The sequence below is a fragment of the Nonomuraea solani genome, assembly GCF_900108335.1.
Taxonomy (GTDB): Bacteria; Actinomycetota; Actinomycetes; order Streptosporangiales; family Streptosporangiaceae; genus Nonomuraea; species Nonomuraea solani.
The window spans coordinates 123,885-146,944 of the sequence record NZ_FNVT01000018.1; the positions used below are offsets into that span (position 1 = coordinate 123,885).

Genomic DNA, 23,060 nt, shown 5'->3' on the forward strand with positions numbered 1-23,060 from the left:
CACATGGACCCCACCCTCTACCCCGGTGAACCGGCAGCCGGTCCCTGGCAGGTGACGGCGATCGACGACGTGATCCGGATCCTGGTCGACGCCGCGGGCGACCCGGTGGGCCGCCCGCGGATCGTGGCGATCGACGGTGCCGGTGGCTCCGGCAAGACGACCATCGCGGCGACGCTGGCCGGCGCCATGCCGCACGCCGCCGTGGTGCACACCGACGACGTGGCCTGGCACCACTCGTTCTTCGGCTGGACCGACGTGCTCGTCGAGGGCGTCCTCGAACCGCTGCGCCGCGGCGAGACCGTGTCCTGCCGACCGGCCGCCTGGGCGCGGCGAGGCCGCGCCGGAGCCATCGACGTGCCCGCCGGCCGGCACACGGTCATCGTGGAAGGCACCGGCGCGGCCCGCCGTGAGCTGGTGCCCCTGCTCGACGCCGTCGTCTGGGTACAGGCAGACCTCGCCCAGGCCGAGCGCCGCTGCATGGCCCGTGAAGGCGGCACTCAGGCCGCACGCGACTTCTGGGACGAATGGATGCGGCAGGAGATCCCCTTCATGGCCGATCACCGGCCGTGGGAGCGGGCGAACCTCGTCGTCGCCGGAACGCCGGCGGTCCGCTACGACCCCGCCCGCCAACTACTGACCGCCCCTCCCCCGTCGCGAGCCACCTGACCCCGTCAGCCTTTGACGGTGAGGAGCGGGCGCAGCTCGGCCACCGGGTCCGCCACCCCGCCCGCGTGCAGGCTCGACACCACGGGCCCGATGTCCTTGTACGCCCACGGAGCCTCCTGCTTGAGGTCTCGCCGCCAGGCCGCCATGACGTCCGCGCGGCGTGCCACGGTCGGATCGCGGTGGTCCAGCGGCGTGACCACGCGGAAATCCCGCAGGAACGCGTCGAGGTCACGGTCGCCGGCCCGGGCGGTGGCACCACGCGGGACGCGCCGTCCGGCGCCGTGGCAGGCGCTGGCCAGCGTGCGGGCGTTGCCGTGACCGCGCAGCAGGTAGCTGGAGGCTCCCATCGACCCGGGCACGATCACGGGCTCGCCCCACATCGCGTACGGGCCACCGCTCATCTGTTCGTGACCACCCGCGGGCGTCGCGCCTTTGCGGTGGACGACACGGTCCCCCTCCTGCCAGAACAGGTTGTGCGGCGCGTCATAGACCAGCCGCGCCGCCATCCGACCGCATTCGGCGGCGAGCCCGGCCCGCATGGTGAGGGCGAGGAAGAACCGGTTGCCCGCGGCGAAGTTGGCGGCGTTGCCGAACGCGTCCAGGTAGCGGCGCCGGGCGGCGGCCGTACGCTCGTCCAGCAGGAACGGCAGGATCTGGTTGCGGGGCCGCGGCAGCCCCGTCGGCCAGGTCTGACGCAGCCGATCCAGCGCGGTGGCGTTGGCCTGGTGCCCCAGCGACAGCGAACCGCTGTGCACCATCAGCACGACCGCGCCCTCTGCCAGGCCCCACGCGTACGCGGCGGCGGGGTCGTGGACCCGTGCCACGTACTGCAGCTCCGCGAAATGGTTGCCGCCGCCGATGCTGCCGATGAGGCTGTCGTGACTGGCTCCCGCGCTCCCGCCGGCGCTGGTGATCCAGTCGGCGAACGCCTCGGCGGTGCCGGTCGGGTGCGCCGGAGCGTGCATGCGATCCAGGCAGTCCTCGGCGTCGGCCGGCTGGTGACCCTGCCAGGGAGCGTCCCCGGTGAGCAACAGCCCCGGGAGCCCGTCGCGCAGGAGGGCCTCCCGCTGGGCCGGGGTGAGGGCGATGCGGCGGCCGCCCTCGAAGAACAGGTGCCGCAGCCGCCGTTCCAGGGCGTCCAGGCGCGGCCGTACCTGCTCCACGGTGAGCGAGGTGACCTCCAGCCGCATGCCGCAGTTGATGTCGTTGCCGACCGCCTGCGGGAGCAGCGCGCCCTCGGTCTCGATGACGGTGCCGATCGGGATGCCCGCTCCCTTGTGGAAGTCGGGGGTGAGAACGAGACGGGTCAGGCGGGGCGGCGGGCCGTCATGACCGGGTACGGCCTTCGCGAGGCGGACGAGGGTGTCGGCGGTCTCCAGGACCGACAGCACTTCGTCGACGGCCGCCGGTTCGAGGGGGACCCGTTCGTCGGCGCAGATGTCGACGGGGACGTTCCAGGGGTTCGGGAGAGTGAGCCACTGCTCGTCACGGCGGACGAGACGGTGATCCTGACGGGTACGCATGTTGGTGAAGTCCTTCGGGCTGCTGAAACGCATGGCGAGAGGGTGGCGCTGTTGAGAGCGCGCCACAGAAGGCGACGGAATGAGCCGTCGCCGCAGGCCTCGTGGGTCAGCAGCCGCGAGGTGAAGACGTGACCAACCGTAGTGCGGCACGTTCCGTCCCCGCCACGGATTTACCAGGTGCGCCGGCCCACCTCCTTTTAGAGGCGAGACTCATATCCTATTTGCGGCGGCGGGAAGTATCGCAGCTTTCGCAGAGACGCGCAATATGTGTGTCAAAGAATGCCACTCGCACATTTGCGCGACAGCTCGCATTTCTCGGAGGCAGATGCTCAGTAATGATGAGTCGTGATGTTCCCCTCAACATCGATGCGACAGGAGCGCCGATGAAAAGACTGCTGACCGCCATCATCGTCGCGGCGGCCACCGTCATGTGCCTTTCCCTCTCTCCGGCAGGAGCATCGGCACAGGTGCTCGGCCCCAGCTCGAACGTCTGCGCGAACGCCCCCATCCCCACCGGATCGATGCCGACGGCCTACTTCGACTGGTACCAGTGTGGCCAGCCCGGCACCATCTACTACAACGCGAAAACCGTCAAGGTCATCAGCGACACCGCCTCCGGCGGAACGGTGACCACCTGCATCACGCCTCCGCCTCCGGCCGGGTTCTATGCCACGGCGCTGTCCTATTCCATCAACTGTGAAATCAGCAAAACCCCCAACGGCGTCCTCAATAACCAGCAGGCCCTCACCAACATCAACGGCCTGCCCTCCGGCCGCACCCTCATCATCTGCGGCGTCCAGTCGGCGCCGCCCGGGTGGACGGTCGTCGCCGTCGTACAGACCTATCTGTGCGTGTACGCCCGAGGCGGCGGGGTCGGCGACAACGCCGTATCAATCCGCAAGCTCTGAGAATCTCAGGCGCCCGCCGGCTCGCTGTAGTCGGTGACGGCATAGACCTGCAGGAGCCTCTCGACTCCGCGCAGGAAGGTCTCGCAGATCAGCACCGGGTCGAACAGGCAGCCGGCGGCCATGGCGCCGTCGCGCATCATCACGAAGTGGCGGGCCGCCGGCTCGGCGCCGGTCTCCTGGATCTTGGCCAGCAGTTCCGTGACGGTTTCCAGGAACCATTGGCGGTGGGCGAGCACGGCCTTGTGCACCGGGGACTCGGGGTCGGGATATTCGGCGGCGGCGTTGAGGAAGGCGCATCCCCGGAAGCCGGTGGACCGGATGCCCTGGGCGATGGACGCGCTGAGGGCCCGGATGGTGCCGTCGGCCGGTAGACGGGCGGCGATGGCCTCGTCGGCCTGGCCCCGCATGGCTTGGTCGACCTCGTTCAGGTAGGCGAGGACGAGGTCTTCCTTGCCGGGGAAGTGCCGGTAGAGGGTCGCCCGCGTCACCTGCGCTTCGGCGACGATGCGGTCGATGCCGACGGCGTGGATGCCCTCCGTGTAGAAGAGCCGGGTGGCCGTGTCGAGCAGCCGGGACCGCGCTTCGGACGGACGGCCTTCGGATGGGCTGGGCATGCCGCCATCCTAGTAGGTAGAACGTTCGGTCTTGACAGACCGCGCCGTAGCTGGCCATGCTCTGTCAAGACAGAACGTTCGGTCTACCAAGGCGCCAGAGGCGGTGCCCTGGCAGAACTCTCGACCCTGTAAGGATCATCATGAGCACCATCGCTGCTTCGCCCGGCATCTCCGGGACCGCGTCCGCGCTGCGGCGGCTGTACTTCGTCCGGTTCGCGTTCGCCATCGTCTGGGCCCTCGTGATGTTCACGACCGCCTCGACCCTGGGCCCGCTCGCGGTCACGCTGCTCGTGCTCTACCCGCTGTTCGACGTCGCCGCCGCCGTCGTCGACGCCCGCGCGTCCCGTACCACCGGATCACCCGCCCTGCTGTACGTGAACATCGCGGTCAGCCTGATCACCGCCGTCGGCGTGGCCCTCGCCTGCACGTCCGGCATCCCGGCGGTGCTGCGTGTGTGGGGCGCCTGGGCGGTCGTGGCCGGGCTGGTCCAGCTCATCGTGGGCGTCACCCGCCGCGAGATGGGCGGCCAGTGGCCGATGATCGTCAGCGGCGGCATCTCCGTACTCGCCGGTGCCTCGTTCATCCTCGGCGCCTCCGCGGACAGCCCGACGCTGTTCAACGCGGCCGGTTACGCCATCCCCGGCGGCATCTTCTTCCTCATCTCGGCCTTCCGCCTGGGCCGCGCCGCGAAGGGGAACTGACATGGGCCGCAGCACGTACGGCGTCGTCGTCATCGAGGCCGGCCCGGTCGGGGAGAACGTCGCCGACCGGGTGGTGCCGGGGCGGGCTCAGCGCCGCCGTCGTCGAGCGCGAGCTCGTCGGCGGGGAACGCTCCTTCTGGGCCTGCATGCCGACCAACGCGCTGCTGCGCGGTGCGGCGGCGTTGCGGGCGGCGCGTCAGGTGCCGGGCGCGCGCGAGGCGGTGACCGGCGATCTCGACGCGGCTACAAGGGCGCCATGCCACCGTGGAGCTCCGAGATCTCCAGCCGGGCGCCCGGCTGGAGGTCCAGAACGACGGCACCCGTCCCCTCTGGTCCACGAAACAGGGCGCTGACAGCTCGTAACGTCACGCACGACCGCCGCCCTGATGCGTCCCCGGCATCGCGGCGGCGGTGGTGTTTCGGCCTTCATCTCGACGGCCAACCTGGGCCTTGGGGTCAGGCGTCCGTGTAGTGGCGGGGTTCGATGAAGTTCAGGCCCTTGGCGGCCAGGCGGCTCTCCAACCCCGGAGCGGCGTCGGGCAGCAGGTAGTACTCCTCCAAGATGGCGCGGGCGGTGTCGTTGTCGCTGACAGCGCAGTCCCAGACCACCTGGTCGCCCTCGATGGTGATGTCGAAGGCGAAGAAGGCGCAGCAGGCCTTCTCCCGTGCGGCCAGGTCCCGTACCCACGCCGCCACGCCCGGCTCGGCGCGCAGCCGGAAGCGGATGCCCTCGCCGGTCTTCTCGCGGCTGAGCAGATGGCGGTCGAACAGGTGCCGGTACTCGTCCAGGCGCTGGTGGGCGGTGTCGGGGGCGGTGGTCATGTCGCAGACGATCGGTGTGGAAGCGGGTGGGACGTCCATGGGGGGGGCTCCCTTTCGATGGGTTGTCGGCGCTCGTGTCGAGCCGTCACTTGAACCGTAGACTCTGGACTTGGGTCCAGAGTCAAGTAGTGGCCTGTACGGATGCCCCAGCCATGCCGAGTCTGGTTGCCGCAGCCTGTCAAGAACCGGCTGCCGGCTCCGACCTACCTACGACCGACCGCACAGACAAAAGGGGTAACTCATGAGCAAGATCATCTACTGGGTCCACGCCTCGGTGGACGGGTTCATCGACGGGCCCAACGGGGAGTTCGACTGGCCGACGATGGGGCCGGAGCTGTCCGCGTACTCAGACGGTCTGGACAAGAGGGTCGACACCCTGCTGTTCGGACGTCCGGTGTGGCAGATGATGGTGGCGTTCTGGCCGAACGCCGAGTCGATGTCGGACGACCCGCACGTCACCGCCTTCGCGCCCTTCTGGCGTGCCACACCGAAGATCGTCTTCTCCCGCACGTACCCGGGCGACGAGTGGACCAGCCGCGTCATCAAGGACAACCTGGCCGAGGAGGTCGCCGCCCTCAAGGCGCGGCCGGGCGGCCGGGACATGCTCCTCACCGGCGGCTCCGCGCTGGCGGCGGCGCTGACCGGGCTGGGGCTCATCGACGAATACCACATCGCCGTACACCCGGTGGTGCTCGGCGGCGGCAGGCCGCTGTTCCAGGCGCCGGAGCAGCGCCACAAGCTGCGGCTCGCCGGCTCGCGTGTACTCGACGGCCAGGTCGTGGTGTCGCATTACCGGCTCACTTCCTGAAGTCATCACAACAAGGGGCGGCGGACGGACAGCTTGAGGCCCGTGATCAAGCTTCGTGACCGAGCACGTGTACGCCGCCCCACCGGTCGAGGTCTTCTCCGCCTGGGCCGATTGGCGGTACGCGGGGCCGGCTGTGGGCCGTATCTCGACCTGGACTTCCGCGTCAACGGCCTGGAGCGGCGGCGCCGCCTGGTGGACGCTGCCCCAGCTCGCCTGCATGATCGCTGCCGCCATCCTGGGACCCTGGCTCAACCGGCGCCTGCTCCAGCGGGTGGTCGTGGTGGCGACGCTGCTGGTCATGACCTGTACGCCGTGCCGACCGTCACCTGGGCGGGCCGGAGCGAGCCGGCGCGGGAGTGGGGGCCGTGAACGCTCTTGGGGCGATCGGTGTAAAGGGAACGATGGATTTGCTCAAGGGAAGGCGCCCGATGGCACCCCATGCGATGGCGAGAGCCATGACATGACCCAGGTGACGCAACGCCGCGCTCATCGAACGCTCCTTGAGCGGACCGCCGGCGCGCTGCTGCTGGCCACGATGTCGGCGATCAGCCTCGCCGTCGCCATGGCCGTGGGTGGCCGGCTGTCCGCGTGGTACGGGGTGGCTTACGCCGGGGCGCTGATCCTGCTGCGCGTCTTGGAAGGTCGCGGGCAGCCGACGGAGTCCTCGTCTCGGCCCGGCAGCGCTTCGGCCTCGCGGGGTGAGACCTCTCCCGGCTCGCGAACCATGCGCCATATCGTGGCGGGCGGACGACAGAACGAGGGCAAGAAGATCTCCTTGCCACTTCCAACGTATAGCGCACAGGGGGGCTTGCGGCAAGCCCCGGGTCGTGCCGCAGAATCAGCGGCCGGATACGGCACCGATGAGGAACGGGGGGCACGACGTGCTCGATCAGTACGTGCTTGACCTTCAAGAGGTAGACGAGACGCAGCTCGCGGTCGTCGGCGGCAAGGGCGCGCACCTGGGCGGGCTGTCGCGGATCGAGGGCATCCGCGTGCCGGCCGGGTTCTGCGTGACGACGGCCGCCTTCCGGCGGATCATGGCGGAGGCGCCGTCGATCGACGATCGGCTGTCCCGCCTGAACCCGGACGACCGGGAGGCGATCCGCACGCTCAGCGCGGAGATCCGCCGGACCATCGAAGGGATCGCCATCCCGGACGACCTGGCGGCGGCGATCACCCGCGCGCTCGGGCGGTCCGGCGAGCAGACCGCCTACGCCGTACGATCCAGCGCGACGGCGGAGGACCTGCCGACGGCATCCTTCGCCGGCCAGCAGGACACATACCTGAACGTCGTAGGGTCGGCGGCGATCCTTCAGCACGTCAGCCGGTGCTGGGCGTCGCTGTTCACCGAGCGGGCCGTGATCTACCGCCTGCGCAACGGCATCGACCACAGTGCGGTCCACATGGCCGTGGTCGTGCAGCAGATGGCCTTTTCCGACGCGGCCGGCATCCTGTTCACGGCCGACCCCGTCACGGGCAACCGGAAGGTCGCCACCGTGGACGCCGGTTTCGGCCTCGGCGAGGCCCTGGTCTCCGGCCTGGTGAACCCGGACGTCTTCAAGGTGCGCGACGGCGAGATCGTCACCAAGGCACTCGCCGCCAAGCAACGCGCCGTCCTGGCTCTGCCGGCCGGCGGGACGCGGGAAGTGACGATCGACCCGGGGCGGCAGGAGGAGCCTGCGCTGACGGATGCGCAGGTCGTACGGCTCGTGGAGCTCGGGCGACGGATCGAAGCGCACTTCGGCCGCCCGCAGGACATCGAATGGTGCCTGGTCGGCGACGACTTCCAGATCGTGCAGAGCCGGCCGATCACCACGCTGTTCCCCATCCCCGCGGCCCCCGACCAGGAGAACCGCCTCTACCTCTCCGTCGGCCATCAGCAGATGATGACCGACGCCATGAAGCCGCTGGGGCTCTCCATGTGGCAACTGACGGCCATGGCGCCGATGCACGAGGCCGGCGGGAGGCTGTTCGTGGACGCCACCCGGCTCCTGGCGGCGCCCGCGAGCCGCGCCGGCTTCCTGGAGATGGCGGAGAGGACCGACCCGCTGACCAGGGACGCGCTGGAGACCGTCCTCGACTTCGTCCCGAAGCTCCCGGACGCCGGTGGTGGTCCTGCCAGGCCGGCGGCGGGCGGCCCGCCCGTCCCGATCGAGACCGATCCGGCCATCGTCACCGAACTGATCGAGCGCAGCGAGGCGTCCATCGCGGCGTTGCAGGACGAGGTCCGGACGAAGACCGGACCGGCGCTGTTCGACTTCCTGCTGGAGGCCTTCCAGGAGCACAAGAGAGTCCTGGGTGATCCGCTGAGCATGCAGGCGATCATGGCGGGGATGGACGCCACCTGGTGGCTCAACGACAAGCTGCAGGAATGGCTGGGCGAGAAGAACGCGGCCGACACCCTCACGCTGTCCGCCCCCGGCAACATCACCTCGGAGATGGGGCTGGCGCTGCTCGACGTCGCCGACGCGGTCCGGCCGCATCCGCAGGTGGTGGCGTTCCTGGAGGACGTCGAGGACGACGGCTTCCTCGACGAGTTGCCGAAGCTCGCGGGCGGGACCGAGGCGCGCGACGCCATCCTGGCCTATCTCGACCGGTACGGCATGCGCTGCGTCGGCGAGATCGACATCACGAGGCCGCGCTGGCGCGAACGCCCCACCACGCTCGTGCCCGTGATCCTCGACAACGTCAGGAACTTCGAGCCGGGCGCCGCCGGGCGGCGCTTCGAGCAGGGGCGGCAGAAGGCGCAGGAGAAGGCGCAGGAGGTGCTCGAACGCCTGCGGACCCTGCCGGACGGGGAGCAGAAGGCCGGCGAGACCGAGCGGATGATCGACCGGGTACGGACGTTCATCGGCTACCGGGAGTACCCGAAGTACGGCATCATCAGCCGCTATTTCGTCTACAAGCAGGCCCTGCTGGAAGAGGCCGGGCGCCTCGTGCGGGCCGGTGTGCTCGCCGAGAGGGAGGACGTCTTCTACCTCACGTTCCAGGAGTTCCACGACGTCGCACGCTCGAACCAGGTGGATGACGAGCTGATCCGGCAGCGCAAGGAGGCGTTCCGGTCGTACCAAGCCCTCACGCCGCCCCGGGTGCTCACCTCTGAGGGCGAGGCCGTCACCGGGGCGTACCGGCGCGATGACGTGCCGGCCGGCGCGCTGATCGGTGTGCCGGTCTCCGCCGGGACCATCGAGGGGCGCGCCCGCGTCATCCTGGACATGGCCCAGGCCGAGCTCGAACCGGGTGACATCCTCGTCACGGCCCACACGGACCCGAGCTGGACGCCTCTCTTCGTCGCCATCTCCGGCCTGGTGACGGAGGTGGGAGGGCAGATGACGCACGGCGCGGTGATCGCACGAGAGTACGGCCTGCCGGCCGTCGTCAGTGTGGTGGACGCCACGCGGCTGATTCCCGATGGGCAGCGGATCCGCGTGCACGGAAGCGATGGGTACGTCGAGATTCTGCCCTGACCGTTTCACGCAGGGGGTGCGGATGGGTGCGCTGGCGTTACTCCATGCCAAGCCGTCGAATCTCCTCCAGCGGGTAGGGGGCCTGCCTGCTCCGGCGCTGGAACGTACGGTAGAAGTCGGAGATCACTGCGGCGATCGGCGTGTGCCCGCCGATGGTGCCGACGCCGTAGTGGCAGAAGTCAGGCAGGTCGAACGGATTCGCCGGAGCCGAGCGGCGCGGCCGTGTCCAGGAGTTCGCTGAGGGCGCGGTCACTGTACATGGAGACGGCCGCATGGGCGGTGAGACGCGCGGCGCGCGACATGTCAACTGCGGCTTCCGCCGGAACCGTCAGGCCCGGCCGAGGACGCAGAACTCGTTGCCCTCAGGATCGGCGAGGACGACCCACGAGACGTCGCCCTGGCCCACATCGGTGAGCTTCGCGCCGAGGGCCTGCAGCCGGGCCACCTCCGCCGCCTGATCGTCACCCCGGTTCGGCAACACGTCGAGATGCACCCGGTTCCACACGGTCACGTCGGGCGTGCGGAGGAACTCCAGATACGGCCCGACTCCCTTGGCGGAGCGCAGGCTCGCGTGGTCGTCGCTCACCTCGTGCACGGTCCAGTCGATCGCCTCGCCCCAGAACCGGGCCATGGCCCGCGGGTCGGCGCAGTCGACGACCACCGCGGCGATCGGCCCGGTGTCGCGGTAGATCTCCCGAGGCTCCAGCACGCAGAACACGTTGCCCTCCGGATCGGCCAGAACCGTCCACGGGACGTCGCCCTGGCCCACGTCGGCGGGCGTCGCACCGAGCTCCTTCAGGCGCGCGACCAACTCCGCCTGATGGGCTGCGGAGGTGGTGGCGAGATCGAGGTGCACACGGTATTTCACCGTTTCGGGGTCCGGGACGGTGACGAAATCGGCGCAGACGGCGACGGGGTCCGGCCAGGTGAAGCCCACAGGTTCAACGTTGGTCACGCCGGGTCCTTCGCTGGAAACTCCCCAGCCAAGCGCCTCCGCCCAGAACCGGCCCAGCGCCGCGTCGTCCCGGGCCTTGAAATTCACCTGAACAAGTTGCAGCGCCATGCCGCCACCCTATGCCCACCGGCTGAACCGCAGGCTTCAGATCCAGGCGCCCTCGAACAGCTCCGCCCGGCCCCTGCGCCGATGCGGGCCCGATCGATAGGGTGATCGGCCATGGGCGTTCTGGTCGACTACTTCACCGCAGACTCCGAGCAGCTGGCCAAGAAGGCGTTGTCCGGCGGGCCGGGAGCGGTGAACCTGCCGTATGTCGACTGCAAGGGCTGGATTGACGAGCTCGACACGCTGGTCGCCGAGATCAGCGGGCGTGACCTCAGCGAGTTCGGCGACAACGAGGTCGTGGTGGAGGATCGAGGCGGTGCGGCTCGATCAGGGGATGTATCGCTGGTCGTGCGTCTGATGGCGGCGAACAGCTCCTCCCGGAGGGCGGGCGGCAGCTTGCGTCCCATGTCCGCCGGGCTCACCAGCGCCTGGTCGTCGTTCCACGCGCGCGCCGTACCGGCGAGGAACTCCAGCGCGAAGCGGGCCTCCTCACGGTGCCGCTCGTCCGGCCAGTCGTCGGCCATGGGCAGCACCGCCCGCACCCGCTGGGTGATCCGGTCGAGCAGCGCGTAGCCGGGCGGGCCGGGGAAGCGCTGGGCCCGCAGATCGATGTGGTGGAAAGCGACATGGCTGAGCTCGGCGGCGGTGAAGTCGTTGCCGGTGAAGTCGTTGTGGTCTCTGCCGAGTACGGCCTGGTCACGGTCGGCCGGGCGGCCCCAGAAGTTGATGTTCCGTACGCGGCCGGCAAAAACGCAATCGACGAACTCGGCTTCGGTGGTGGCCGTCTGCTCCCGTAGCCGGGAACGGTCGAACACGCATCGTTCGAACCGCACATTTCCGAAAAAGGTGTGCGGCGAGAAGAGGGTGCGGCGGAAAGCGCAGTCGCGGTAGACGGTCTGCGGCCAGGTGGCGCCATCCCACTTCTGCCCGCCGACGCCGGTGCTGCCCAGCGATGGCTGCTCGAAGACGGCGCCGGAAAAGTCGCATCCGTCGAACTCGCTACCGTAGGCGGTGAAACCGGCGAACCGTAGCCCGGTGAAGTCCACGTTCACCAGCCGGGCCCGATCGAAGATCACGTCAGTCACGCCCGTGGGCGGCTGGAACCGAGATTCATGTACGGAAGTCTCGCATCCAGCCCTGACAATCCCTTGCTCGATCACCGTGATCGAGCGTTTCTGGAGGGCCTCGGTCATGGGAGTCTGTGCGGCATGCGTCCTTCGCGGGTCTATGTCCGTGGACTGCCCCTGCCCGCTCTGCTTCTCGAACTACTGGCCGCGGGAGGCTGGCCACCCTCTGGTGACGCTGCCCTGAGCACCGTCATGCCGTGGTTCGAAGACCCGGTGGACTTCCTGACAACCCCGGGTCCGCGCGCGGTGAACCACTAAGCCCTCACCGCCACCCCAAGTGGAACGACCTACCCATTTTGATCGCCAAGCTGCCATCATAGAAACGGGAAGGCCGTTCCACTTCTTTGGAAGGGCGTCACTGTGCTGCGGCCGGCCCGAGATCGTCATCAACCGCAACCAGGGGAGACCGTCCGATGAACGTGGTTCTGTGGATCGTGCAGGCCGTCCTGACCGTCATGTTCGGCCTGGCCGGAGTGATGAAGTCCATCCAGCCCAAGGACAAGCTCGCCCCCAGGCTGCCGTGGGTGGAGGACTTCTCCCCCGGCACCGTCCGCCTCATCGGCATCGCCGAACTGGCCGGCGCGCTCGGGCTGGTGCTGCCCGCGCTCACCGGCATCGCCCCGATCCTGACCCCGCTGGCCGCGACCGGCCTGGCCGTGGTGATGGTGCTGGCCGCGTTCACCCATGCCCGCCGTAGGGAACCGGCCGCGATCGCCTTCAACGCGGTCCTGTTCCTGCTGGCCGCGTTCGTCGCCTGGGGCCGCTTCGGCCCTTACGGCTTCTGACCCGGGCCTCTGCCGCGAGGAGCCACCCGTCTCATGCGTGTCACCGCGACCGCCGCGCCCCTGACACCCTGGACGAAGTGCGTGGACGGAGCCTGCGCAGCCACGCCGGCGAAGGCCCCGCCCGCCATCCGGCCGGGACGGCCGGGCACGTCGTCGAACCGGCCGGCCACCGCCGCGCGGAGAACGGGCGCTGGAAGATCGCACACCGCACGGCCACCGCGATCCTCAGCCCGGCATGAACGTCGGCGGGAACGACCGTGGCCGTTCCCGCCGATATCGGGGAGAGCCCGTTATCGTGGGCGCCCGTACGCGTGGGAAGTGCCCGATGCGTACGTGCACGGCGCACGCCGACGTCACGGCCGGAAGCGAGGACGCAGGATGCCGAAATCCGCGGAGCTGGGCGCGTTACTCACCCTCCTCAAAGAGCGCAGCGGGCACAGTTACCAATCCATCGGCCGTGTCATCAATGCCAGCAAGTCCGCCGTACACCGCTACTGCACGGGTCATTCGCTTCCGCCGGAATTCGGCGTCGTCGAACGCATCGCCCGCGTCTGCGGCGCGCGGCCCGACGAGCTGAGCCGCCTCTATCGCCTCTGGGAGGCGGCGGTGTTGTCGGCGCAGGACGCTCAGGACACGCAGAACGCGCAGGACCTGCCGGACGAACCCGTGGCCGAACCTGTGGCCGAACCCGTCCCCGCGCCGGTCGGCAGGGCGGCGCCACGGCACCGGGCGGGCGCCCTCGCGATGTTCGTCGGCCTGCTGGCCGTGATGGCGCTGATCCTGGCCCCCTCCGGCGGGCGCGTCGTGCCGGCGCGGTCGCCCGTGAACGGCGGCCCGGCCGTTCCCGGCATCTGGACGCTCCCCGCCGCCCCCGTCCCGGCCACGTTGTTCGGGGTCACGATCAACAGCGCGACGGGCGCCATGCCCGGATTCCGCGTGGGAGCGGTACGCCTCTGGGACAGCGGCACCCTGTGGGCGCACCTGCAGCCACACCGTGGCGCGTTCGACTGGTCGGTCCTGGACCGGCTGGTGAACGGCGCGCGCCGGGCCGGGCGGCCCGTCCTGTTCGTCATGGGCGGAACCCCGCAATGGGCCAGCCCCAACGGGCGCATCGGCCCCTACCCCGGCGGTTCGCGGACGTCGCCCCCGGACCGGCTGGCCGACTGGGACGGCTTCGTGACCGGGCTGGCCACCCGCTACCGGGGGCGCATCGAGGCGTACGAGCTGTGGGTCCTGGCCAATGACCCTCGCTTCTACAGCGGCAGCATGGAGACCCTGGTGGAGATGACGCGCCGGGCCAGTCGCATCATCCGCTCCGTCGACCCGTCCGCCGTCCTGGTATGCCCGGGAATGGGGCGACTGTGGAGCGCGGACGGGCGCGCCTCGCTGCGCCGTTTCGCCGAGCTGGGCGGTTTCGACCACTGCGACGTGGCCGGCATCAAGCTGCACCAGCGCCAGGCCGGCGACCCGCCGGAGACCATGCTCGAACTCGCGGCGACCGCCGACCGCGCCTTCCACGAGGCCGGCGTCCATCCGCGGTTGTGGAGCACGGGCACCACGTACGACATCCCCCTGCAGGGCAAGCTGGAGGAGACCAAGGCGCGCAACCACGCCGTCCGCTTCTACCTGACCGGCCTGTACGCGCGCCACTTCAACCTGGAACGCATGTACTTCTACAACTGGGGCGGCACCAAGATCCCCATCGTGCTCCAGGCCGTCGGCCGCCCTCCCACCGCCGCCGCCCGGGCCGTCGAGGAGCTGCAGCGCTGGCTCGCCCACGCCCGCCACTACTCCTGCGGGCACGGCGCGGCCATCGGCCTGCCGGCGAACGTCTGGCGCTGCCAATTCGCCATCACCCAGCCCGGCCGCAGCCGCGAGGCGGCAGTGCTGTGGACGGACAGCGGCACGGCCACCATCACGACGCCGGTCGACATCGAGGCCGTACGCCGCCTCGACGGCGGCGTCGCGGCGGTCAGGGCGGGCTACGGCCTGCGCGTCGGCGAGGAGCCGGTGCTCGTCGAGCCGGCGCGCCAGGGACGTAGCCGCCCTTGAAACAGTGGTGCCGGCCCCCGTGTCAGCACCCCTGGTAGCGGATGTACACCGTGTTGAAGTCCGAGATCTTGACGTCGACGTGCGCGCGCTGGTTCGACGTCGATCCCCCGTAACCCCATTGCACGACGCCGTCGCACTGCAGGTTGAAGCCGTCGGTGTCGCGGAAGTACTTCTGGGAGTGCTCGCCCGGCATCAAGACCTTGTAACTGCAGATCTTGCCGGGATTGCCGCACCACTCGCCGATGAAGGCGGCGTGCCGGGACTCGTTGATCACGACTCCGCACGCGTTCAACGTGCACTGCCCGGCGGAGGCCGGGGTGGCAGTGGAGAACGAGGCGGCCGTCACCAAGGCGGCGACGGCGATGCCCTTGATGGTCCGACGATGCATGTGTTCCTCCAGATGGACGGACGGCGCCGGGCTCGGTGGCGCGACACCCAGAGGATGGCCACCCGCCGCACGGCCCGGCAAGAACGCCCGCGGGATCTGGGACGGCTGGGACCGTTTCAGGCTTCTGACCAGGTGAAACGTGCAGCTATTGGGACGCTCCCGCCGGCGGGCGTAGAGTACTTCTCCGTGGACGCCGCCGATCTTGACCATCGAGTCCGGACCCTCACCGGCTGCATTCCCCCGCATCTGGTCTCCCGGCTGATCGAGCTCGGCCACACCGACGAGGTGGAGTTCCAGGCCCGCCACGGGGAATGGTTCTGCGCGCGAGAGCGGGCCCGGCTGCTCGCCGGGCAGGACCGGCAGGCGGAGGCCCTGGAGCTCTTGGCTCCGTACACCGCCACGGGCTGGTGGCAGGCGGCCCGGACCACGGCCGAGCTGCTGGAGGGCTGGGGGCGGATCGACGAGGCGATCACCCTGTTCCGCCCGCACGCCGAGGCCGGAGATCGGCTGGCGCAGGAGTTCTTCGGGCGCCTGCTCACCCGGCACGGCCGCGGTGGCGAGGCGTTCGACCTGCTCAAGCCGCACATCGAGGACTGGTTCCGCGCCGAGGCCCTGGTGGACGCCGCCGGGAGCGCGGGCCGCGACGAGGAGGCCGCCGCGCTGCTGAGCGCCCGCATCGAGGCCGGGCACCGCTGCGAAACCCCGTCATGCCGCCGTTACGAGGTCGAACCGTCCAACGCCGTCGACCTGCTCGCCGAGATCCGCGAACGGCAGGGCCGCGTCGACGACGCGATCGCCCTGCTGCGCACCCGGGAGGTCACCTCGGTCAACGGCCGAGACCAGCTGGCGGACCTGCTGGCCCGGCACGACCGGATCGAGGAGCTGCGGGCGTACGCGGCGGCCGAGTTCCACGGGCACGCCGCTCAGCGTCTGGCCGACCTCCTGGAGGAGCGTGGTGACGTGGAGGGCGCGATCGCGGTGTACCGGCAGCCGGGGGATGAGACGCTCCGCGAGCTGCACGGGGCCGTGCAGCTCGCCCGGCTCCTGGTACGGCACGGCCGTGCCGACGAGGCGACGGAGGTGCTGCGCGCGCTCGCGGACTCGCCCTACGGCTCGGATGACTGGATCGTCGACCTGCTCTGCACCCACTACGCCGGCCAAGGGCGCCCTGAGGACGGTCTGGCCCACCTCGACGCCCTCGGCAAGGAGGAATGGACCTTCTTCCGGATGCGGCTCCCGCTGATGGCCGCCTGCGGCCTGCGCGACGAGGCGATCGAGCTGGCGTGGGCGCACCCCGAGGGTGACACCTGGTACGCGGCCTGGTGCGTCGCCGAGCTGCTGGCCGACGCGGGCCGTACGGAGGAGGCGGTCGTCGTCCTCGAACGGCACCAGCCCGCCAACAGCACCCTCCTGGCCGGCCATCTCATCGATCTCGGCCGCGTCAAGGACGCCGTGGCGTTGCTCCAGCGGCACGAGCCCAAGCCCGCCATACCGCTCTGGAGCGACCCGCCCACCGACGAACCTCCGTTCTGAGGGTGCCGTCTGGCGGGCGGCCGGAGCGGGGATGACACCGCCAGAGCACCTGAGCCGGGAGGGACCGCATGAGGCATGAGCCGCCGTGGCCGGACGACGACGACATGATGAGGGTGGCGATCGAGGAGGCGCGGACGGGGTTCGCGGAGGGCGGGGTCCCGGTGGGGGCGGCGCTCGCGACACGTACCGAACTGCTCGGATCCGGCCACAACGAACGGATCCAGCGCCACGATCCGACGGCGCACGGCGAGATCGCCTGCCTGCGCGCCGCCGGCCGCCGGTCCTCCTATGCGGGCACCACGCTGTACACCACGTTGTCGCCGTGCCCGATGTGCAGCGGCGCGATCATCCTCTTCCAGATCCCGCGCGTGGTCATCGGCGAACGGCGGACGTACGCGGGCGATGTGGATTTTCTGCGCTCACACGGCATCGAGGTCATCGTCCAGGCCGACGAGCGGTGCGTCGCCCTGATGTCGGAGTTCCAGCGGCTGTCGCCGCAGGTGTGGAGTGAGGACATCGGCGGCCGTTAGACCTGATCAGCTCGTCCATCGCGGGCAGAACTCCACATGGACCTGGTCCCAGTCGTGTTCCTCCAGCTCCGGCCAGTCGTAGAGGCTGCGGCAGACGTGGTAGTTGCAGGCGCCGGGAAGGTAGTGCTTCGTCGCGGCGTGGGGCGGCCCGTCCCTGGTGACGGTGAAGATCTCCTGTGCCGCCTGCCGGAACGCCGTCGTGCCGCCCGCCAGGAACAGGGTCTCGGCGTGGACGGCCTGGTGCAGCAGGTCGCCGTGCTTCGGATCGCGCCGTACCGTGGGCGGGCGCAGGTCACCTGCCGGGACGCTCGCGGTGCGCAGCTCACGGGGGCGTTTCCCGCGTTGACGCGCTCCCGCAGCCGCTTCCACCGGGAGGGCCGGAACTGCAGCGCGCGATGGGCCAGCACGAGGTCGATCCGCTTCTCCTCGTCCCAGCCGATCCCATCGCCTGGAGCGGCCGGGGCAGTGCGCATCGGCAGGTAGATCAGGGAGCGCGGGGATCGCGCCGCGAGCAGCATCAGCGTGCCGATGCGCCGGCCGTCCGGGCGGTCCGCGTACATCTCGTACCAGTGCCTGGCGTCGCGGACCGAGGCCAGGACCGCCCGAGCGGCGCCACAGCCGCATCCGGTGACCATTCCCAGGCCGTGAAACCACATGATCGTCATGGCCGCCAGAGAATAGAGGTCGTGATTTGCACACCATTCCGGAGATTATTCGGAGCACTTTACCGCATCAAGTCGCACGCTGTCAGCCAGATCATGAAAGTGCCCTCTAGCTGCGGCGATATGGCCTCCTCGATTGATTCCTTGTGTCGGATGATCAACGTGGCTTATGGTTTTCCGCATTCACCTCATTACCCAGAGACCCGGGGACTTCGACAAAATGCCATCTCAGCTTTTATCCCGGCCGGTAAACCGCCTGATCAGATGGGCCGGCGCCACCGCCGCCGCGGCGCTGGCCACCTCGTTCCTGATGGCCGGCGCGGGCACACCGGACGGCCAGGCCGCCGTCGCCGCCGTCAAGCCACCGGCCGCGCCGGCCGTCGCCGCCATCGACGCGCGGCCCAACGACGGCTCGGGATATTGGCCGGACTTCTCCAACACCGGCTATGCCCACACCCCCGCCAACGCCGGCGGCCTCGGGCTGGGCGCCTATCCGGGAAAGCTCACCGACTACACCGCCGGCATGAGCCCCGACAAGCCGCTGCGCGTCGAATACCCCGACAACAGCGTGATCTCCTTCACCCGCTTCACCGCCCTGAAGACGATCATCTACGGCGACAACCTCACCTTCGTGGGCTGCCTGTTCGAGGGCACGAACCCCAACGACAACCTGGTGCAGATCTACTCCGACACCAACGTCAAGTTCCTGTACTCGACGTTCAAGCCCAGCTCCTATGCGATGCCTCCCGGAAACGACGGCACGGTGTCGTCCTCGCACACCGAACCGGGCACGCCGTTCGACGACTCCTGGCAGCTCGTGACGACGATGAAGGAAGCCGTCGCCGTCATGGACCACAACGACATCTGGGGCAACGCCGGGATGATCATGGTGACGGGCTTCCCCGACCGCCCCTCGACATGGACGAACAACTACATCCATGACATGGCCGACACCTCACACGACGTCTATCACCACGACGGCATCGGCCCGCAGAGCGACGGTGACGGCGGCAACATGATCGTGCGCCACAACACCCTGGCGTCCCTGGGCAACACCAACGGGCTGGCCCTGCAGGGCACGGGCGTCTACCAGAACGTCTCCGTCACCGACAACTACATCTCCGGCTGGGGGTACGCCCTGAGCATCGGCACCATCAACAACGCCAAGAACATCACCGTGACGGGAAACGTGTTCTCGGCCGAGCTCGACCAGCTGTACGGCTTCCTGTACGGCGGCATCTGGGGCGGCACCGCCCGCGGCTCCACCTGGCGTAACAACCTCCTCCAGGCGCGCGCCGGCGACGGCAACCCCGGCTACTCGACCGCCGACCACGGCAAATATCTGTGGCCGGCCGGCACCACCCACACCACCGACTACACCGGCTGACCCGGCCCCACGCCCGGGCGCCCGACCTGACGGGCGCCCGGCCAGGGTGCTATACATGGACCTGCCACAAAGATCACGGTTGTTGAGGCGGGTACATGGCTTCCGAAGACGACGATCTCCGTGGTTTCGGGGAAGCCGCACGCGGCCTGGTGGGTGCCACGGTCGGCGCCGACGGCCTGCTCGAGCGCGTACGCATCGCCCCGCGGGCGCTCCGGCTCGATTCCCAGGAACTGGAGGAGCAGGTGCTGGCCGCGGTGCGCGCCGCGCAGCAGGACCGGCTCGCGCGGGCCGGCGAGCCCGCCCCCGCCGACGAGGTGCCGCCCGCCCTCGCGCCGGACACCATGGCGAAACGCCTTGACGAGTTCGAGGCCGAGGCGCTGGGCCGCTTCTCCCAGATGAACGCCTCACTCGACGAACTGCTGCGGCGGCTGGAGGGCCCGTGAGCGAGATCCCGGACGTGGTGCACCACAACGACAGGCGGGCCAGATCCGGGCACGCGGTGCGCGAGCTGGCCGACGAGCACGAGGAGTTCAACCGGTCGCTGGGCGCCGCCGTGACCGCCGCCGGGCTGCTGCCGTACGTCGGGATCGCGCTGGAGGCGCTGTTGCGGAACATGCTGGAGGAGTCCGAGGAATTGCACGGCCGCACCCGCCTGGCGGCCGACGGCCAGATCGTGATGTCCAGGAGCAACACCGCCACCGAGCTGGCCGGCGTCCAGCGCTCCGAGGCCGCGGGACGGATGCTGGCATGAGCGACGACCCGCTGGTCGCGATGGGCGCGCCGCTGCTGCCGGTCGAGCGGCCGCGCGACGTGCCGGCCGGTGACCATCTCACGCTGCTGGCGCGGGGCGCGGGCTTCCACCGCGACCGGGAGAGCGAGATCGCGATGGCCCAGCGGCCCGCCGGTGACGAGGCCGGCCCGGCGGCGCAGGCGTACGACGAGCACACGGCCGGCACCTCCGTGCGGGCCACCGACCTGGGCCGGCGGATGGACATCGCGTCCGGCGGGGTCGAGGCGGCGGCGCTGGTCGCGGCGGCGGGCGGGGCGGCCTACCTGTTCTACGCCGCGTACGCCGGCATCGCCCGCCAGGTGGCGCCCCAGTCGGTGCCCGCCGCGCAGTCCGCCGCCCTTCGTACCGACGCCCAGATGCAGTTGGCCATGCGCAAGATAGCTGAGGTGTTCGACCGGCTGAAGAAGCATCCGGCACGCTCGGGCGGGGCGGCCCGCGTGGGCGGCGGGGCGACCCCGGAGAACATCGTCCGGCTGCACCTCGACGCGGTACGCGGCACGCTGGAGGCCGCCCAGCGCGCCGCCAACCAGGCGCGCGGGACGCTGGAGGTGAACCACGTCCGCATCAGGGACGCGATCGTCTCCACGCGGTCCCGCCACCCGCACAGCGTGGGCGACTACACCGTCCGCTACACCGGCGACTGGAAGTGGCATCCCTTTCTGTCGCCCGCCGACCGGGAGGCCATGGTGGCCGCCCGCGGCGGCCTGCGCGAGCAGAGCGAGCTGGTCAGATTCGCCGGAGAGCGGCTCGGCCTGGCCCGGGGCCAGATCGACGACACGCTGGCCGTGACGCGCGGCGAGGCGGCCGCGCGTTTCCGCCAGTTGCGGTTCGAGGCCGACGGCCTGGCCGGCGAGCGCGAGCGTCTGGCCGAGCGCCTGCGAGGGCTCGCCCAGCGCTACGACGGCCGGGAAGGCTAGCCGACGGTGGTGCGCAGTGCCAGGTCGGGGGCCGTTTCGAGGTGGAGGCGGGTGGAGTCGGACACCGGCAGCGGGCTGTCCTCCGGCCCGATCAGCAGGGTGATCTCGGTGCATCCGAGGATCACCGCCTGAGCGCCTCGTCCCGCGAGATCGGTGATGACGCGCCGGTACTCCTCGCGAGAGGCGCTCTCGATCCGGTTCCGCGTGAGCTCCCCGCGGCGGCGACGCGGCGTGCCGTGGCGCGCCGTGGCGTCGACGATGTGCACGAAGGGCACGCTGATCGCCGCCAAGCGATCCTTATGGCATGGACGGCCACGCGGTGTCCAGCTCACGGAGGCGGGACAGGCGCTGCTCCGGCACGCCGACGCCATCGCCGCTCGCATGCGGGCCGCGACAGAAGAGCTCGAGGCGCTGGTCCATCTGCGAACGGTGCGCCAGCCAGCTCCGGCAGGCGTGCGAGGCGGCCGGTTTCACGCCGGACATCCGCCACGGCACCGACGACTACGTGCTGACGCAGGCGCTCATCGCCGTCGGGCTGCTCCCCCAGCTCGCGCTCGACGCGGCCCGCGATCCAGGCGTGCGATGGCGGGTGTCACCGGCTCCGCTCGATCGCGTACCCCACCAGCAGGTCCGCCACCTGCTTGGGGCGGCTGAGCGCGACGCAGTGACCGCCCGCGATCTCGTCGGGGACGATGCCCAGGCGCTCGGGCACCAGCCGCCGGAAGAAGTCCGGCGGGAAGAAGCGGTCCTCGCCGCAGAGCACGAACCTCGTCGGCACGTCCGGCCACGCCTCCAGCGGCCACGGCTCGGCCGACGCGGTGCTGGACGGATGGTCGCGCTCCTTGGCCAGTGCCTGCTCGGCCAGTTCCCGGGGCACGTCGTGGTAGAAGCTCACGAACGGATCCGCGTTGCCGGTCAGACCGCCGTCGAGCTTGGCCTGCTCCTCCACCGCGCTCTGGTAGCCGGTGTTGGCCCACCACTCGTCCGGCGGCTCACCCGGCGACGGGATCATGCCGGCCAGCAGGACCAGCACCTTGACGGGCAGCCGGTCGGCGACCAGCGGGGCGGTGAACGCGCCGAACGAGTGGCCCACGACGACCAGGTCCCGCCGGTCACCGATGGCCTCGACGACGAAGCCGGCGTAGTCCGTCAGGGTCTTCGACGCGTCATCGCCGGGAAGGTCGGGCGCCAGCACGTCGTGCCCGCGCGCCCGCAGCTCGGCCGCCACCAGGTGCCAGGACCATCCGACGTCTCCCCCGCCGTGGATCAACACGAACGTGCTCATCGAACTCTCCCTCGCTCGTTGGAACTGTCACACTAGAAGCCGGGAGCCATCGTGAAAAGCGATTGTTTCCGATTGACTCGATCGCTGAAAGCGATGGCCAGGAGGGTCCCGTGACCGATCTCGAGCTGCGGCACCTGACCGCGATGGCCGCCGTCGCCGACGAGGGCTCGTTCGGCCGCGCGGCCACCCGGCTCGGCTACACCCAGTCGACCGTCAGCCAGCAGATCGCCGCGCTGGAGAAGGCCGTCGGCGGCCCGGTGTTCGACCGGCCGGGCGGCCCGAGGCCGGTGCGGATCACCCCGCTCGGCGCCGTCGTCCTAGAGCACGGGCGCGAGCTGCTGGCGAAGGCGGCGGCCCTGGCCGAGGCCGTGGACCGGTTCCAGGCCGGCGACGGCCGGATCGACATCGGCACCTTCCAGAGCGTGTCCTCGGTGATCCTGCCGGTCGTCGTACGCCGGCTGCGCGAGGAGCACCCCGGCTGCGAGATCCGGCTGTCGGAGGAGGAGCCGGAGCAGCCGCAGATCGGCGACCTCGACCTGCTGTTCTACGACGGCCCCCTCAGCGGCGACGTCGAGTACGTCAAGCTGCTCGACGACCCCTACCTGCTGGTGGCCGCGCGCGGCGCCTTCTCCGAGCACCGCGTCCCGCTCGACCGGCTCGACGGCGCGCCGCTGGTGGCCTGGCCGGCCACCTGCGACCAGCCCCGGCTGGAGGAGGCGTTCACCGGCGCCGGCGTCCACCCGAAGATCGTCTTCCGGACGGCGGGCAACGAGACGCTGCTGTCCATGGTGCGGGCCGGGATGGGATCGGCGGTGCTGCCGTGGCTGGCCGTCCACGCCGCCGACGCCGGGTCCGACGACCGGCTCCGCGTCCACGAGCTGCGACCGGCCGTCGCCCCGCGCGAGATCTGCCTGCACTGGCGGGCCGGCCGTACCCACTCCCCCTTGACGGCCCGGGCGATCGAGATCGCCATCGAGGTCGCGTCAGACCTGGCCCCGCCCGGTTAGCATGGCTCACGGGTTATCTTGCCCAAGG

25 protein-coding genes are annotated in these 23,060 nt (G+C 70.2%); 15 read left to right on the forward strand and 10 right to left on the reverse strand.

Going from position 1 to position 23,060, the window contains the following annotated elements:
• The first annotated feature begins 3 nt into the window (after nucleotides 1-3).
• A complete protein-coding gene (locus C4V41_RS44395) occupies nucleotides 4-666 on the forward strand; it encodes a uridine kinase family protein (protein WP_200824647.1) in 663 nt (220 codons plus the stop codon).
• A gap of 5 nt (nucleotides 667-671) precedes the next feature.
• Here the strand turns inward: C4V41_RS44395 and C4V41_RS44400 are convergent, their stop codons facing one another.
• Nucleotides 672-2,222, reverse strand: a complete 1,551-nt coding sequence (locus C4V41_RS44400; RefSeq protein ID WP_103962063.1) for an RtcB family protein — start codon at nucleotides 2,220-2,222, stop codon at nucleotides 672-674.
• Nucleotides 2,223-2,572: 350 nt separating this feature from the next.
• Between C4V41_RS44400 and C4V41_RS44405 the strand changes: the two genes are divergently transcribed.
• Nucleotides 2,573-3,097 (forward strand): hypothetical protein, encoded by a 525-nt coding sequence (locus C4V41_RS44405; RefSeq protein ID WP_103962064.1) that lies wholly within the window; start codon nucleotides 2,573-2,575, stop codon nucleotides 3,095-3,097.
• A 5-nt stretch (nucleotides 3,098-3,102) separates the two neighbouring features.
• Here the strand turns inward: C4V41_RS44405 and C4V41_RS44410 are convergent, their stop codons facing one another.
• Nucleotides 3,103-3,711 (reverse strand): TetR/AcrR family transcriptional regulator, encoded by a 609-nt coding sequence (locus tag C4V41_RS44410; protein WP_103962065.1) that lies wholly within the window; start codon nucleotides 3,709-3,711, stop codon nucleotides 3,103-3,105.
• A gap of 140 nt (nucleotides 3,712-3,851) precedes the next feature.
• On the opposite strand from C4V41_RS44410, the gene C4V41_RS44415 reads away from it, so the two are divergent.
• Nucleotides 3,852-4,412 (forward strand): hypothetical protein, encoded by a 561-nt coding sequence (locus C4V41_RS44415; protein ID WP_103962066.1) that lies wholly within the window; start codon nucleotides 3,852-3,854, stop codon nucleotides 4,410-4,412.
• Between the two features lie 456 nt (nucleotides 4,413-4,868).
• Here the strand turns inward: C4V41_RS44415 and C4V41_RS44425 are convergent, their stop codons facing one another.
• Nucleotides 4,869-5,273, reverse strand: a complete 405-nt coding sequence (locus tag C4V41_RS44425) for a hypothetical protein (RefSeq protein ID WP_103962067.1) — start codon at nucleotides 5,271-5,273, stop codon at nucleotides 4,869-4,871.
• Nucleotides 5,274-5,475: 202 nt separating this feature from the next.
• Here C4V41_RS44425 and C4V41_RS44430 point away from each other — a divergent pair, with 202 nt between their 5' ends.
• Both C4V41_RS44430 and rph read left to right on the forward strand, forming a co-directional pair.
• Nucleotides 5,476-6,042, forward strand: coding sequence for a dihydrofolate reductase family protein (locus C4V41_RS44430; protein ID WP_103962068.1), 567 nt, complete (start codon nucleotides 5,476-5,478; stop codon nucleotides 6,040-6,042).
• A gap of 860 nt (nucleotides 6,043-6,902) precedes the next feature.
• Nucleotides 6,903-9,509, forward strand: coding sequence for a rifamycin-inactivating phosphotransferase (rph, locus tag C4V41_RS44435; protein WP_200824648.1), 2,607 nt, complete (start codon nucleotides 6,903-6,905; stop codon nucleotides 9,507-9,509).
• A 37-nt stretch (nucleotides 9,510-9,546) separates the two neighbouring features.
• Here rph and C4V41_RS63440 read toward each other — a convergent pair whose 3' ends face one another.
• The 3 genes from C4V41_RS63440 to C4V41_RS44445 all read right to left on the reverse strand — a co-directional run bounded on the left by C4V41_RS63440 (nucleotide 9,547) and on the right by C4V41_RS44445 (nucleotide 11,654).
• Nucleotides 9,547-9,762 carry a hypothetical protein gene (locus C4V41_RS63440; RefSeq protein WP_200824649.1) on the reverse strand — a complete coding sequence of 72 codons (216 nt, stop codon included), beginning with the start codon at nucleotides 9,760-9,762 and terminating at the stop codon, nucleotides 9,547-9,549.
• A 75-nt stretch (nucleotides 9,763-9,837) separates the two neighbouring features.
• The gene (locus tag C4V41_RS44440) at nucleotides 9,838-10,572 is read right to left on the reverse strand and encodes a VOC family protein (RefSeq protein ID WP_103962069.1); all 735 of its coding nucleotides are present in this window, start codon (nucleotides 10,570-10,572) and stop codon (nucleotides 9,838-9,840) included.
• Between the two features lie 128 nt (nucleotides 10,573-10,700).
• A complete protein-coding gene (locus tag C4V41_RS44445) occupies nucleotides 10,701-11,654 on the reverse strand; it encodes a pentapeptide repeat-containing protein (protein ID WP_235030767.1) in 954 nt (317 codons plus the stop codon).
• 455 nt (nucleotides 11,655-12,109) lie between these two features.
• Between C4V41_RS44445 and C4V41_RS44450 the strand changes: the two genes are divergently transcribed.
• The 3 genes from C4V41_RS44450 (at nucleotide 12,110) to C4V41_RS44455 (ending at nucleotide 14,533) form a co-directional block, all read left to right on the forward strand.
• The gene (locus C4V41_RS44450) at nucleotides 12,110-12,481 is read left to right on the forward strand and encodes a DoxX family protein (protein WP_103962071.1); all 372 of its coding nucleotides are present in this window, start codon (nucleotides 12,110-12,112) and stop codon (nucleotides 12,479-12,481) included.
• A 77-nt stretch (nucleotides 12,482-12,558) separates the two neighbouring features.
• A complete protein-coding gene (locus C4V41_RS62330; RefSeq protein ID WP_160150601.1) occupies nucleotides 12,559-12,720 on the forward strand; it encodes a hypothetical protein in 162 nt (53 codons plus the stop codon).
• A 139-nt stretch (nucleotides 12,721-12,859) separates the two neighbouring features.
• The gene (locus C4V41_RS44455; protein ID WP_103962072.1) at nucleotides 12,860-14,533 is read left to right on the forward strand and encodes a helix-turn-helix domain-containing protein; all 1,674 of its coding nucleotides are present in this window, start codon (nucleotides 12,860-12,862) and stop codon (nucleotides 14,531-14,533) included.
• A 22-nt stretch (nucleotides 14,534-14,555) separates the two neighbouring features.
• On the opposite strand, the gene C4V41_RS44460 is transcribed toward C4V41_RS44455, so the two are convergent.
• Nucleotides 14,556-14,921, reverse strand: coding sequence for a hypothetical protein (locus C4V41_RS44460; RefSeq protein ID WP_103962073.1), 366 nt, complete (start codon nucleotides 14,919-14,921; stop codon nucleotides 14,556-14,558).
• A 186-nt stretch (nucleotides 14,922-15,107) separates the two neighbouring features.
• On the opposite strand from C4V41_RS44460, the gene C4V41_RS44465 reads away from it, so the two are divergent.
• Both C4V41_RS44465 and C4V41_RS44470 read left to right on the forward strand, forming a co-directional pair.
• Nucleotides 15,108-16,454 carry a hypothetical protein gene (locus tag C4V41_RS44465; protein WP_103962074.1) on the forward strand — a complete coding sequence of 449 codons (1,347 nt, stop codon included), beginning with the start codon at nucleotides 15,108-15,110 and terminating at the stop codon, nucleotides 16,452-16,454.
• Nucleotides 16,455-16,522: 68 nt separating this feature from the next.
• Nucleotides 16,523-16,984 (forward strand): nucleoside deaminase, encoded by a 462-nt coding sequence (locus tag C4V41_RS44470; protein WP_103962075.1) that lies wholly within the window; start codon nucleotides 16,523-16,525, stop codon nucleotides 16,982-16,984.
• Nucleotides 16,985-16,990: 6 nt separating this feature from the next.
• Here the strand turns inward: C4V41_RS44470 and C4V41_RS44475 are convergent, their stop codons facing one another.
• Nucleotides 16,991-17,353 (reverse strand): hypothetical protein, encoded by a 363-nt coding sequence (locus tag C4V41_RS44475; RefSeq protein ID WP_103962076.1) that lies wholly within the window; start codon nucleotides 17,351-17,353, stop codon nucleotides 16,991-16,993.
• Between the two features lie 513 nt (nucleotides 17,354-17,866).
• Between C4V41_RS44475 and C4V41_RS44480 the strand changes: the two genes are divergently transcribed.
• From C4V41_RS44480 to C4V41_RS44495, 4 genes are all read left to right on the forward strand, one after another.
• Complete coding sequence (locus tag C4V41_RS44480) at nucleotides 17,867-19,033, forward strand: hypothetical protein (protein WP_146104019.1); 1,167 nt, start codon at nucleotides 17,867-17,869, stop codon at nucleotides 19,031-19,033.
• Between the two features lie 95 nt (nucleotides 19,034-19,128).
• A complete protein-coding gene (locus C4V41_RS44485; protein ID WP_103962078.1) occupies nucleotides 19,129-19,476 on the forward strand; it encodes a YbaB/EbfC family nucleoid-associated protein in 348 nt (115 codons plus the stop codon).
• Entirely contained in the window at nucleotides 19,473-19,784 is a 312-nt protein-coding gene (locus tag C4V41_RS44490) for a hypothetical protein (RefSeq protein ID WP_103962079.1), read from the forward strand. The genes C4V41_RS44485 and C4V41_RS44490 overlap by 4 nt, the downstream gene beginning before the upstream one ends.
• Nucleotides 19,781-20,740: a hypothetical protein gene (locus C4V41_RS44495; protein ID WP_103962080.1), complete on the forward strand. Its 960-nt coding sequence runs from the start codon at nucleotides 19,781-19,783 to the stop codon at nucleotides 20,738-20,740. The genes C4V41_RS44490 and C4V41_RS44495 overlap by 4 nt, the downstream gene beginning before the upstream one ends.
• On the opposite strand, the gene C4V41_RS44500 is transcribed toward C4V41_RS44495, so the two are convergent.
• Both C4V41_RS44500 and C4V41_RS44505 read right to left on the reverse strand, forming a co-directional pair.
• Nucleotides 20,737-21,123: an aspartate/glutamate racemase family protein gene (locus tag C4V41_RS44500; RefSeq protein WP_103962081.1), complete on the reverse strand. Its 387-nt coding sequence runs from the start codon at nucleotides 21,121-21,123 to the stop codon at nucleotides 20,737-20,739. The two genes, C4V41_RS44495 and C4V41_RS44500, sit on opposite strands and share 4 nt — an antisense overlap.
• Before the next feature lie 209 nt (nucleotides 21,124-21,332).
• On the reverse strand, nucleotides 21,333-22,025 hold the full coding sequence (locus C4V41_RS44505) for an alpha/beta fold hydrolase (protein WP_103962082.1): 693 nt from the start codon (nucleotides 22,023-22,025) through the stop codon (nucleotides 21,333-21,335).
• A 110-nt stretch (nucleotides 22,026-22,135) separates the two neighbouring features.
• On the opposite strand from C4V41_RS44505, the gene C4V41_RS44510 reads away from it, so the two are divergent.
• Nucleotides 22,136-23,032 carry a LysR family transcriptional regulator gene (locus tag C4V41_RS44510; protein WP_103962083.1) on the forward strand — a complete coding sequence of 299 codons (897 nt, stop codon included), beginning with the start codon at nucleotides 22,136-22,138 and terminating at the stop codon, nucleotides 23,030-23,032.
• Nucleotides 23,033-23,060 lie beyond the last annotated feature (28 nt).